This is a genomic window from Psychrobacter sp. CX97, assembly GCF_057396285.1.
In genome coordinates this window covers 125,442-138,546 of sequence record NZ_JBXYJE010000007.1, presented here as the reverse complement: position 1 = coordinate 138,546, position 13,105 = coordinate 125,442, and the positions used below count along the sequence as shown (strand labels likewise).

The following is a 13,105-nucleotide window of genomic DNA, read 5'->3' as shown; positions in this document are numbered from 1 at the left end:
ATGTCTAAATTGAAGGGGTTGAAGGGAAAGCCTTAAATGGCAGTGTCTATAAGTCTGTATTTTAGGCATTTATGGCTTAATGAGGACTTTGGTCGTATTGAATGTATTATTGTCAATGCGGATGTGGGGCAACGCCACCGTGTTGGTACTGGTAAATTTGAAATTAACGGCCGCACTGTGCAAATTAACTTTATTTTAGCCTTAGCGCGATGCGAAGTCGCTATGCAGAATTTCCTAGCCCAAAACCAAAGATAGTTGATTGTTATCTCCAGCATGTCGACCATGCGAGAAACACCTAAGCATCTCACAGTTTTATGCCACCACAAAAGCGAGATTAGTTCATCTTAACTCAAGGCATACGTGCAGAAAGGGTAGCAGAAAACTCGCCCATTAATATTATTATGCTCAATATTATCACACATCTTATCGGCTATATATGAGCTGAAACCAATAAGGGGATAAAGCTAGCATATGGATGAGATGTTGAAACCGGCAGTAAAGTATTAGTTGCAGACATTTACTCTAGTATGGATAAAGCGTGCTAACCGAGTATATCATGGAGCTAAGCTACCAAAGCCCTGAAGCATCTCCCCCTTAATCTGGTTAATAAAATCGCATAATCGGTCATTAAAGTGGCGGTTAAAGAGCATAGCGTGGATAAAAAAACCTTATACTATAGCAAGCCTAATGTATGGTTTTTCATTTCATATATGACTCCCACTGGCAAGAAGCTCCTATTACAAAAGTAGCCTGTAGCCTGCTAGAGCGGAAAAGATCTATTAAACCTAAACAACCCATAAACCTAAACCAGCCATAAACCTAAACCAGCCCACCTAGAATCTTGCCGCATGATATTCTTGAACTTGATTACGTAGTTGCTGTCTACGTTCTCGAGTAAGAGGTTGATTGTTTTCATCCAATACTTGAGCATCCAATTGTTTTGCAATAAGACCCACTATACTCATCATGCTATCAAAGCCCTGCATCGCTTTTGGATGCGGTAATGATAAAAATAACACTAACCCTTTAAAAGTAGCATTAGGTAATGAGTTTAAATCAAAAGGAGCAATACCGTCATCAGTCATACCCATCATACTAAACCACAGTATACCGGTACCATTTTTGTTCTCATAACGATGGAACATATTCATTGCACCATACTTCAAGCCATATTGCTCAACCAACGACAGTACCGTTGAACCCTGAATAGTGTCAGCGCTATTATGGGGGGTTAAGGTAATGTTAATGTTTTCTTCAGCATGGTTTAGTGGACTATTTTGATCCTGATCTACCGCTGCTAGTAGATGCTGATCTAGCATTGGGCTGTTTTGATTAAATTCAGGCTCTTCAACCGTTTCAATGACGGGCATTAAGTTTTCAGTTGCTGAGGCAAAACTCGAAAATAAATCATCATGCTCCTCATCACTGTGTGAACTATGACTTGGCTGACTGTCATCTCGTTGAGTATTACCTATTTGCTTAGAAGCTGACTGAAACAGTTGGTTGTCTTCAATTTGTTGCTGCTCCTGCCAGTTTTTGCCTAGTTCACGTTCTTGCTCATTAGCATACTCAGACTCCGAAGAATTACCAGTTGCGTCAGCTCTACGATCATTGACTGGTGTGTCAAAATAATCCGTGTTAACGGGAGAAATTTGGTCTGTATTAATGACTGGCTTATCTTCTAGGTAGCCTTCTGGATGTTGTTGACTGGGCAACGTTTCAACTTCTGACTCATTATCCACATGGCGTTCATGGCGTGGAACGATTGGTATACCATTTTTTTCAGCGATAGCAGCTTGTGGAAGGTCGGCATTTTGACGATTGCGAAACCCACGAATGATCATAAATAGGCCAACCACCATAATCACAACTGCAATGATAATTAAAATATATTGTACGGTGGTCATGATGTTCGTGTCCTAAAAAAGAGTATTAAGAGTATTAAAAATAACATTAGTCTAGCACGCTTAAGGTAACTCGTCATTAAAGCTTAAAGCAACTGTCACAAACTTAATATCATTAAAGCGGTGTCTGTTAGACAAAAGAAACATAAGGGGGGATTTAATCCCTTGCCAATAAATAAACAATACAAATATAAATGCAAATTACTCAAACTAAAACTACCTAAATACAGGTCATTTGCTAACTGGTTGTTTAAATAAGGGTGTCTTCACTAAAGATCGCTTACTTGAAGTAAAGACAACCATCAATAGTCTAATATACGTTAGTATTAATATTCTAGTATTGATATTAACGTATATTTGTAGATTTTAGCATAACACGCTTAGACAGTAGGCTCTAAATACTTCTCCGCTTCTTCTAAACTTACACTGACTAGGGTTGAGATACCTGCTTGCGGCATTGTAATACCCTTTAGCTCATCCGCAATTTGCATCGCCAGCTTATTATGGCTAATAAAAATAAACTGCACATCATTGGCAAGCTCTTTTATAAGGTTAGTAAACCTTGCAACGTTTGCATCATCTAGTGGTGCATCAACTTCATCAAGAACACAAAAGGGTGCTGGATGCTGCTTAAATATCGCAAAAATTAAGCTGAGGGCGGTTAATGTTTTTTCTCCCCCTGATAATACGGCCAGCCTACTGTTCTTTTTACCTTTTGGTTGAGCCATTAACTCAAGCCCAGCACGCCAGTGTTCAGATTTAGTTAAGGTCTCATCTTTAACCAGCGTCAAACTTGCTTGACCTCCCCCAAACACTTTATTAAACATTCCAGTCAATGACTCATTCACTGACGCCAACGTATCTAAAAACAACGACTTAGTTGTCGCATCAATAGAAGCAATAGCATCCACTAATTTGTCCATACTGGCAGTAATGTCGTTAATTTGCTGTTCCAGTGGCAGTAGCCGCTCGTCTACTTTAGCAAGCTCAGACGCTGCTGCCAAATTGACAGGACCCATTGCGCTTAGTTTTTCCGCTAATTTTTGTTCATGAGATTGGAGCTCTTTCAGTTTAGACTCAGATACTTCACGCTCATGCACAACATAATCTGCCAAAATGGTAGATGGGCTAACCCCAACATCCAGTGCTACCAACCGTTCACTAGCTTCTTCAATCCGCTCATTCGCCACAGCGATATGGGTGGTGTATTCCGCAAGCTTCGTTTGATGCTTATTAACGATGAGCGCCACTTCATTCTGGTGGTGTTGTAAAGCTGTTATCTCAGCGCTTAAGTTTTTAATGCGTGCACTATGCTCCTCTAAGGTAACTTTTTGTCGCTGGGTGGTGTCCGTATCAGCTTTGACCATCTCCTCTAGTTTTGGTTGCTCATTTTGTGCGGTTTCAAGCTCTTTTACTAACTTTTGATACATATCATTGAGTTGCTCAAGCGACGCAGTCAACTGTTGTAATTGAGCCATGATATGAGCGGACGCCAACTCCGCCTTGTTATTTTCAAGTTGCAACTGAGTATAAGCCTCATTATCCAGCTGTTCTTGTTCGTTCAAGCTTTGACGCTGCTGCTCAAGTTCATTTTTCTGAAAGAGTACCGCCTCAAGCTGAGGATTTAGCTCATCGATTAATTTATAACTGGTCTCATCTTTACCAGCAAGCGCTTGACGCTCTTGCTCCAACATCTCACGTTCAGCATCAAGCTGACGACGTCGCTGTAGCAAATGTGAATGCTCACGCTGCCACTCTTCTCGTTTTGCCAAGAGCTCAAGTCGCTGCTGCTTTAACTCATGCTGACGATGTGTTAGAGCATGAAATTGTGCTGATAACTCATCATTAACTACCTTTAATCGTTCATGGTCTGCTTTGTTGGCTTTAATAATTTTTGCAAGCATCTCTGTTTCATTCTCAACTAGACTTAGAGACTCTTCCAAAACTGCCAGACGCTCTTGTTGCTGTATGCGAGCGCTTAAAAACTGCTCATTTTGGTCATTACCATTTAATTTGCTCAAATGCAAAGCAAAGGTTTGGGTAATCAACCAACCAGAGCAGGTTAACAGAAGTGACCCTGTCGGTAACTGCTTTAATAACTCGGCAAAATCTTGTTGGGCGGTTATACCCTCAGACATCTTGCTATCCTGATACAAATAGCAGTGATGCCAAATGGCGAGATTTGGGCGGGCAATGAGCTGTGATACTGGTTGAATGTTTGGATTAACAAGTTGCGGTGCACTATTGGCGTTCGCCCCCTTATTAGGTTCAACTAAAAACACGCTATTTGATCTATCTATAAGACGTTGTATAGAGTTTTTAGTTTTATTATCAGGCCAGCCTAAATTTTCAGGCAAACCTGATATATTAGTGAGTAGCTCTGTCCAATCAAAACCACCCTCATTATTAATGCCTATATCTTGTCCCTGTAGCACTCGACTATCTAACCAAAGACCTAACCATTGGTCCAGCACGTCTGCGTATTGCTTGCCCACGTCAGTCAGCTCAATCGTCTCCTGTAGCCTTGGTAAGGTATCAAGCTGATTAAAGAGACTGCTCAGACTATCTTCCACACTATTCTCTAAGTTATCTCCGCTATCTGATACGTGCTTTAAGACATTGGACTTCATTCTTATCGGGCGGTACACAATAGCATGTAACGTATGGTATTCGCCCATCAAAGTCGCATGTTGCTTTTCAAGTTGGGCAAATTTAGTCTGATTTTCCGTTAATTGTTGTTCAAGCCTATCCAGCGCAGGCTGCTCCATATCTAGTCTATCTGCAATATCATCTTGCTGATTTGTCAGGCTTGATAGCTCGTTATCAAGCTTACTAATTTTGGTTTCTAGTGCCGCTAAACGGCTTGTGGCTGAGTCGTGAGCAATTTGCTTACCTTGATCAACTATTAACTGCCATTTTTTGGCTTCTAATTGCCAAGCTTGCTCTTTGGATTGCCATTTGTCTAAGTCAAACTGCAAGCGTTTTATCGCCTGTTGAGCCAACGCAAACTGCTGCTCAGCACTGCGTTTTTGACTTTCAAGGTCGGCGACCTTGGCTGTGACCTCCTCCCACTCTGCTTGCATGGGCTCAAACGTCGCTTTATAGTGTTGCTTTTGTTTTTGCAGCTGCTCAAGCTTTGGTGTTAATACGGCAATAATATCCGCTTGGTTTTTGGCTTGCTTCTTTAGTTTGATTACGTCTTGTTTACTTTGGGCCTGTCTATCACTATTAGCTTGCAAGCGACGCTCAAGTTGACTGATTTTTTCTTTTATCGTCGCAAGTTTATGCTCGCTTTGTTGCCTCTGTAGATCTTGTTCATGCAGCCTGTCTCGAGCCTTATCTTTCAGCCACTGTTCTTGCACCATACGCTCATTTAACTTACCAAGCTTCACTTTGTATTTTTCCATTGTGGCGTACAATGTCTCGACTTCGGCGCTCAATTCATCTTGCAGTGCTTTGTACTGCATCTGGGTAGACTTCGCTTGATGCAAGTGCAAAATAGCTACCTGCTGCTTAACTTTGTTCAATTCATCGACGACCTGCTGATATTCATTAGCACTTTTCGCTTGCTTGGCAAGTTTATTTTTCTGTTGAGTTAGCTCAGCTTCAATATCGCTTAATCTATCTAAGTTTTCACGCGTTTTGGCAAGCTTCTTTTGAGTCTCTTCACGCCTTGCTTGATAACGTGACACACCTGCTGCTTCTTCAATAAATTCACGTAATTGCAGCGGGCTTGAATCTACAATACGTCCAATCATACCCTGCTGAATAACGGAATAACTGCGTGGTCCAAGCCCCGTACCTAAGAACACATCTACCACATCTCGACGACGGCATTTCGTACCATTAATAAAGTAATCAGACTTACCTTCAATATTGACTTGGCGACGCACGGATAACTCATGATATATATTTAGCTCATGGCGAATGCCTGTTTGCTCATCCTGAGTGTGTTCAAATGTCAGCTCCACACTGGCTAAGCTTTTTGCCGCTTTATCTTGCGTTCCTGCAAAAATAACATCACTCATCGCTCCGCCACGTAGCTGCTTAGCAGAAGACTCTCCCAAAACCCAACGTATGGCATCTATGACATTAGATTTACCGCAGCCGTTGGGGCCCACAATGGCAGAAATACCATGTCGGAAACTAAAAGTGGTTGGATTGGCAAAAGATTTAAAGCCTGCCAGCTTCAGAGATTTCAAACGCATGATGGGATGCTTTACCGAAAAAAACGAGTGGCTATTCTACCTGAAATCGTGTCGTTTTTTTAGAGTTTATAACTTGTAACAATAACAATGTGGTTTTATATTGATATCACTCATCTCTGCGCCCATATTACTAACTATAGAAATATCTAAAAAAACCTTCACATAATACAGTCTTTAAAAAAACCTTAATACGAACAGCTCTTAACACATACCGTTATTCAGAAACGTCGCTGTTAACAAACAGCCCTATTACTTGAATTACTAAACCTCAAAAACAGCATCCATAACCCATGAGTAATAGTGGATGACCGTGAAAGTAGAAAGCAAAAGGAAGTAGAGAGCAAAATGACCAAACATAATCCTCAAGAATTGCAGCAGAAGTACGAACAATGGCGCGACTTATATCGCCAGCAAGCCGAAGCACAAAAGCAATGGCTAGAAGCAGAAGCCCTATTTGATCAGTTAACAATGTATTACCAAAGCCCGCAGTGGATGGAAGATCATAAACGTGACTTAAGTGTCGATTGCTCAGGTCAAGAATATTCTATACTAAGCGAAGATGCGCTGTGGAATATGTTAACCGACAGAGACGAATTGGCCAAACGTTGGATACGTCTAGGGCTAGATGCTATTGATAAAAACTGATAAATTGCTTAAGTTATTATGTTTGCTTACCTACCATGACATCAACATGACATCAAAATCACTTAAATAACTACAATTTAAACAGCTAAATAGATAAATACTTAAGTACTTAAAATAACTTAGTGACTTAAACAATACCCATACCGTGCAATCCCGACCACAATAGTTGACCACCCGCAAATATCAGTAATACGCCAAACGCTTTTTTCAAGCTCGTTGCAGGCAATTGGTGCGCGAGTTTAGCACCAAACTTTGCAGTCATAAAACTGGCAGCTGAAATACAAAAAAAAGCAATAATATGGACAAAACCAATCGCACCTTCTGGTAGATTAGCAACGTCTTGACCAAACCAAGCGAAGCCAATGGCACCCGCTAGCGCAATAGGCAACCCACAGGCGGCTGATGTACCAACTGCTTGACGCATGGGTAAACCTGCCCATGTCAAATATGGCACTGTCAAACTGCCACCGCCAATACCAAATATCGCCGAAGCCAATCCAATGCCAGACCCTGCTCCAAACTGTGCAGGTGCAGGAGGTAATGGTTTACCAACTTGCTCTTTATTGGATAAAAACAACATCTTTAAAGCAATCATTAATGCTGCTGCGCCAATGAGAGCTTGCAACATTAAGCCATTTATTTGGTCCGCTACTGCGGCACCAACCAAACTACCGATGACTAACCCCCCTGCCATGTTTTTCCACACTTCCCAACGCACGCCATTCCGCTTGTGATGTGCCGTAAGCGAGCTGATTGAAGTAACCATAATGGTAGCAAGTGACGTGCCCACGGCTAAATGAGTAACAATCTCAGGAGCAAACCCATAAGCGGTAAAGATCCAGACCAATGCTGGCACAACAATCATGCCACCGCCCACACCAAATAACCCAGCGCATAGACCAGCAAATACACCAGCCACAACAAACCAAACTATCATTGTCATATTGTTTTGCCTGTCTCAACCTGTTAGTACGCCAGTATAACAAACTCGCTCAGTAACTCGATATTAATATGCTAGTATTCATCACATATACCAGATTACTAAACCCATTCGTTGAGTCTTTCTACAAGGTCAGTCAATGTATAACTCGTTTTCACATCAAATTGCCCACCGTCATGTTCCCGTTAGCCCCTCGACTAATAGCCAGCTAATCAAGGAAATTAAGACTGGAAACATTGATGTTACTCTGCCCTATATGCTCACTGCTAGTTGTCAAACTCAGGGGCGTGGTCAACACAACCGTACATGGCAATCGCCTAAAGGGAACGTATATTTATCCGTCTATCATCCGTTAGAGAGTCCTTTATCAGGGCTATTATCTTTAGTGGTAGGATGCCATTTAACCCGCCTCACTATTATTCAACAAATAAACCAGTGGCGTCTGCAAAATGGCTGTGAAACTATTGGCGTTAAATGGGCAAACGATGTTGGATTCTATAATCTTAATAGACGTTTAGATAAACCTGATCGGTATTTGGACAATGAATGCACACAAAACACACTCATGTTTAACAAGCTTTCGGGAATTCTAATTGAGCCAGTTATGACCCACAGTCGTCTTACTGGGGTTGTGGTTGGCGTGGGTTTAAACGTAGATAATGCCCCCAAGCTTGATAAGGTAACGCAAGAAGGAATGGACTATCAAGCTATTAGCTTAAATCAAATGTTAGAAGAATTGATGCAGGATACTCTGAGTCCTGAAGATTTATACCTGCCTATTTGCGACACTATTCTACGCGCCATTAATCAATACAATCTATTCACTATCGACCCATATAGCATCCATCAATTTATGAACGATTATGCCGCAATGAATGTACTGACTGGCCATCACCTTATCGTTCAACAGCAGGACAAAACCATTTATGGAACGGCTTCTGGCATCAACCCAAATGGTAGCTTGAGGCTGACAGATACTAACGACAACAATAAAATGATTGATATTTATACAGGGACTATTTCTGTACTGGCTAATACGTAGCCCTAATAATTAGCATATAAAAAAATTAGCATATAAAAAGGGAAAAATATTTTATCTTAGGACAGCTTGAGCATTTGAATCATAGGCCGCTACTTATTTAGTACTACTTTTTAAAGCTACTGATTTAAATAGGTATCATTTGACGAGTTTAAGAAACGATAATACCACTCTATTTTAACATTAAAGCTAATTTCTAATAAACTGGCTAAAATGCGACCTGTTAGCCCCCAGACGGTTTCATTATCTATAGTCCAACAGGGGGTTAATAGCTCAACAGTTTGACCATTTTTCTGATAATCTACTTGATATTCAGTGGTGGGCTGCTTTATTAACGTGTCAAGATCTGCCCAAAAGATACGATCTATCTCACCCAGCTCTGGCACATAAGTTATGTTAGGTTCAACCAACGCCACGATCGGGCGCACGCTCATACCGGACTTTGATATCTGTGTCGGCAGTTGCCCAACAATCTGTACTTTACTGGGTGGCAACGCTGTTTCTTCACAGGCTTCACGCAATGCAGTAACCACATTATTATGATCAGCTTCGTCATATTTACCACCAGCAAAAGACACCTCACCTGCGTGCGCATTTAAGTGGCCAGCACGCCTCGTAAGTAGTACCTTAGGACATGCCTCATTGGTAATAGCCACCAACACCGAGGCATCTGCATTCACCGTATCAAGCAAATAGTCTAAAATAGCTTTGGCAGAACCAATCTCGCAATCTTGCGTGACATAAGATTGCGCAGTAATGTGTAAGTCAGTAGCCTGCTCAGCCAAAAACATATGCGCCTGAACATTAAGCGCTAGTTTTTTCAAAATAGGCGTGTCAATATGCTCAGGCAAGGCCACAGCCAACTCGTCAAATCTTAACGAATGTGAAAGTGGACGAAGCGAGGTGAGAGGTGAACTATTTTTGCGATAATTTGCCATAGGTCATTTATACTGCCTTACTGTTACCCTAGCCTAACGGATTCATATTAAGTATGCTATCGTGATGATTGTTCGTCTCAGTCACTCAAGACACTCTAATTCTAACTTAAATGTAATATAACCTGATCAATAACTTTTAAGACCCTTGTTTAAGATACTGATTAAACATCGATTAAAATAGTGAAAATATACAAAAGGACACTCTTATGGCGTACTGCTTACAATGTGGTCACGAAGCGGAGCAAAAAATTCCTGAAGGCGATCATAAGCCACGCTTAGTTTGCCCAAGCTGCCATCACATTCACTACGAAAACCCAAAAGTCATTAGCGGTGCGCTCGTTGTTTATGATCATAAAATACTGTTGTGTCGTCGTGCTATTGAACCCAGATATGGGTTTTGGACAATTCCTGCTGGCTTCATGGAAATTGGTGAAACCATTGCAGAAGGGGCTGCACGTGAAACTGTTGAAGAAGCGGATGCTATTGCCACAAATTTAAACCTATACTGTATCTACGATCTTCCAGACATCGGACAAATTTATACCCTTTATTTGGCTAATTTGCAGGATGGTAAATATGATGTAGGTCCTGAAAGCCTAGAGTGCAGTTTATTTAGTGAACAAGACATCCCTTGGAATGATATCGCCTTTGAGGCGGTTAGGCGAACATTAACCCATTATTTTAATGACCGAAAAAACTTTAGTTCTCACGACGACTTCCCAATCCATCAAGAGGTCATATCTAAAGATCAAAGTATTAAACGCTACTAAGATATTTGGGTTTATGTGACTAAAACCGAATTTAAATTTAGTTGATCGTTTCATTAAAAAAAACAACTATTGGCTGTTCATTTATAATTCAATATATCTTACAATCCATTAAGTGGCTATATCCTGTGTACGTGATAGGTGCATAAACGAAGAGCTTCAAATCATCAGTAAGTGATAACGAATTGACCCTTTTGACTAATTTATAGGTTAAGCGCATGACTCTAGTACAATTAAAAGTACCATTAAAAAAGCTTTTTGAAACAACTACAATGGCTATAGCTTTCATTGCCATGCTCACTCCTGCGAGTGCCACCACGACAACGGTGTATAAGTCTATTGGTAAATTTGGCGAAGTTAAGTTTTCACAATTTCCACCAGAGGGTTCAAAAAATGAAGTGGAAATTATAGAGCTACGTAGCAATGGACGACAGTTGGATGCTGGTGAATTAGCTGGGAAGACCAACCCACCTGCAGCTCAATCAAACGTTTTATCTCAACAGCAAACCATCGAACAAGAGTTAAAAGATAATGCCCAACGTTGTCAATCACTGCGTAATAATTTGACCAATCTCAACTCTGGTGGTCGCATATATGAATTAGATGCCAATGGTGGTCGTAAATACTTAAGCAATCGTGAGATTGAATTAAAACGTGAAAATTATCAAAAGCTGATCGACCAATACTGCACGGGACAAGCAATCTGACTCTCATACCTTTTTTAAAAGGGAATTCGCAGGGTCTGGTCTAACAGTCTAACCCGCTGGCTGAGCTTACTTGAATAACTTACACTGGTTTTAGTCGCTGCTTTAAATTTAAACAAGTTAATTTATTGCGTTTAATTCAACAGTGTACCAAAGGTATACGCTTGAAAACTCATACATTTTTGATGATATAAATCAACAATATTAAGTTAACTCTTTCAACACCTGCCCTATCATGCTGTGCATATCGCTAGCCTGAACTGCCCACTCGCCTACTTTATCCGCTAATTTATCTCCTGCCATAGCATGGATCATCACTGCTTGTTGTAAGCTGCTACACATTTTGTCATGCATTGTGCCAAACATAGACTTCTGAGCCAATAAACCGGCAACTAGTCCAGACAGTACATCCCCCATCCCTGCTGTGGCCATTCCGGCATTACCTGCGCCGCACACATATACCTCATCTTGCTCAATAACAATTGAACCTGCACCCTTCAAGAGCCAATTGCCCTTATAACTATCCGCTAAGCTTTTCACTGCATCTAATCTATTGGCTTCGACAGTCTTAACATCATTACCTATCAGTCTTGCCGCCTCGCCACTGTGTGGCGTGTAATATATTTTAGGCGAGTTTTGATCATTATCTGAACTGCCAGAATATGAAGCAAGCCTCTGTTTTAACTCAGGTTGTTGACTTACTAACTCTGCTAAATGATACAAGCCATCTGCATCAATCACTATATCTATTCCTGCGAACATGGCGGATTCTAAATACGCATCAAATAAAGCTTGGCTTTTATCATCTCGCCCAAGCCCCATACCAATAGCAACCACATCGCATTGCTTAATAAGACGCGTGACACCATTAATATCATGTAAATCAATAGTCATTGCATTGGGTAATGTGGTAATCAAACTTCCATGAAATGCCTCATGACAGGCAACAGTTAACTTACCCACACCTACCACAAATGCACTCGATGCGGATAATATGGCGGCACCGCCCATCCCTTGTGAGCCATCAACTTGATTACCGCCAATAATTAGCACATGTCCAAAACTGCCTTTATGAGAGTTACTATTTCGCTTAGTCATAACTTGCGCCATATACTGTAATCTAGCATCTGGCTTATATTCAAGGATGCTTGGAATAAGAGGAAAGTCCACCACATTACCGCTAAAATCGACCCCATCTTTGATATGTAACCCAATCTTACGTGCCACTAAACATAATGTGCTGTCTGCTTTTACGGCACAGTCATTAAATACCTGTCCCGTACTGGCAACCAGCCCACTTGGCACATCAATCGCCACTATGTTAATGTTGAATAGCTTCGCATTTTCGTTAATGGTATGAATCGCTTGAGCATAACTACCCGTAGGCGCTCTATCTAAACCAATACCAAATAATGCATCTATAAATAGGGTCGCATCAGCAAACTGTTCATTTTTTGGGCTGTGCTTATCTTCTATAATTTGCTCAAAATTTATACTCTCAATACCATTATTTTGTGCTGTCTGTTGCGCTAACTTCGCATCGTCGCTGGTTACTTGTCCGACTTCAATAACGCGGATATCAGCACCTAATTGTTTAAGATAAGTTGCTACAAGCCAGCCATCGCCGCCATTATTCCCACTACCAACCCATACATAGCCTTTAAGATTTTTATTATTATGCGTATATATCCACATCGCCATTTGCCACGCTGCTTGCTGCATCAACCCAAAGCTAGCATTACCAGACTCAAACCATTTGTTTTCAATAGCATAAACTTGGCTTGGAGTATATAAAGGTGTCATTTTTTTATTAATTGCATTAGCATTAGATTTCATTTTCTCCCCTTTATATTAAGGTATTAAGGTTTAATGTACTGATAAACTTGCTGGTTGGTTAGGGGTAACACCGTCATTTTCACTCTTACCTTTTAAAAATAACTCACTATAGCTTATCATACTC

The 13,105-nt window shown here is 40.9% G+C and carries 10 protein-coding genes; 5 read left to right on the top strand and 5 right to left on the bottom strand.

Annotation, left to right across the window (positions count from 1 at the left end; genetic code table 11):
• Positions 1–36: 36 nt before the first annotated feature.
• Complete coding sequence (locus AC2SLL_RS07515) at positions 37–255, top strand: hypothetical protein (protein WP_486531067.1); 219 nt, start codon at positions 37–39, stop codon at positions 253–255.
• Positions 256–833: 578 nt separating this feature from the next.
• On the opposite strand, the gene AC2SLL_RS07510 is transcribed toward AC2SLL_RS07515, so the two are convergent.
• Both AC2SLL_RS07510 and AC2SLL_RS07505 read right to left on the bottom strand, forming a co-directional pair.
• Positions 834–1,907: a cell division protein ZipA gene (locus AC2SLL_RS07510; RefSeq protein WP_486531066.1), complete on the bottom strand. Its 1,074-nt coding sequence runs from the start codon at positions 1,905–1,907 to the stop codon at positions 834–836.
• Positions 1,908–2,284: 377 nt separating this feature from the next.
• Positions 2,285–6,112 carry an AAA family ATPase gene (locus AC2SLL_RS07505; protein WP_486531065.1) on the bottom strand — a complete coding sequence of 1,276 codons (3,828 nt, stop codon included), beginning with the start codon at positions 6,110–6,112 and terminating at the stop codon, positions 2,285–2,287.
• A 345-nt stretch (positions 6,113–6,457) separates the two neighbouring features.
• On the opposite strand from AC2SLL_RS07505, the gene AC2SLL_RS07500 reads away from it, so the two are divergent.
• Entirely contained in the window at positions 6,458–6,757 is a 300-nt protein-coding gene (locus AC2SLL_RS07500) for a DUF4298 domain-containing protein (protein ID WP_486531064.1), read from the top strand.
• A gap of 127 nt (positions 6,758–6,884) precedes the next feature.
• Here the strand turns inward: AC2SLL_RS07500 and AC2SLL_RS07495 are convergent, their stop codons facing one another.
• Entirely contained in the window at positions 6,885–7,700 is an 816-nt protein-coding gene (locus AC2SLL_RS07495; protein WP_486531063.1) for a sulfite exporter TauE/SafE family protein, read from the bottom strand.
• A gap of 136 nt (positions 7,701–7,836) precedes the next feature.
• Here AC2SLL_RS07495 and AC2SLL_RS07490 point away from each other — a divergent pair, with 136 nt between their 5' ends.
• The gene (locus AC2SLL_RS07490) at positions 7,837–8,739 is read left to right on the top strand and encodes a biotin--[acetyl-CoA-carboxylase] ligase (protein WP_486531062.1); all 903 of its coding nucleotides are present in this window, start codon (positions 7,837–7,839) and stop codon (positions 8,737–8,739) included.
• A gap of 116 nt (positions 8,740–8,855) precedes the next feature.
• Here AC2SLL_RS07490 and AC2SLL_RS07485 read toward each other — a convergent pair whose 3' ends face one another.
• Entirely contained in the window at positions 8,856–9,674 is an 819-nt protein-coding gene (locus AC2SLL_RS07485) for an NUDIX hydrolase (protein ID WP_486531061.1), read from the bottom strand.
• A 206-nt stretch (positions 9,675–9,880) separates the two neighbouring features.
• Here AC2SLL_RS07485 and AC2SLL_RS07480 point away from each other — a divergent pair, with 206 nt between their 5' ends.
• Complete coding sequence (locus tag AC2SLL_RS07480; RefSeq protein ID WP_486531060.1) at positions 9,881–10,444, top strand: NUDIX hydrolase; 564 nt, start codon at positions 9,881–9,883, stop codon at positions 10,442–10,444.
• Between the two features lie 215 nt (positions 10,445–10,659).
• Positions 10,660–11,148, top strand: coding sequence for a DUF4124 domain-containing protein (locus tag AC2SLL_RS07475; protein WP_486531059.1), 489 nt, complete (start codon positions 10,660–10,662; stop codon positions 11,146–11,148).
• A 201-nt stretch (positions 11,149–11,349) separates the two neighbouring features.
• Here the strand turns inward: AC2SLL_RS07475 and AC2SLL_RS07470 are convergent, their stop codons facing one another.
• Positions 11,350–12,981, bottom strand: a complete 1,632-nt coding sequence (locus tag AC2SLL_RS07470; RefSeq protein WP_486531058.1) for an NAD(P)H-hydrate dehydratase — start codon at positions 12,979–12,981, stop codon at positions 11,350–11,352.
• Positions 12,982–13,105 lie beyond the last annotated feature (124 nt).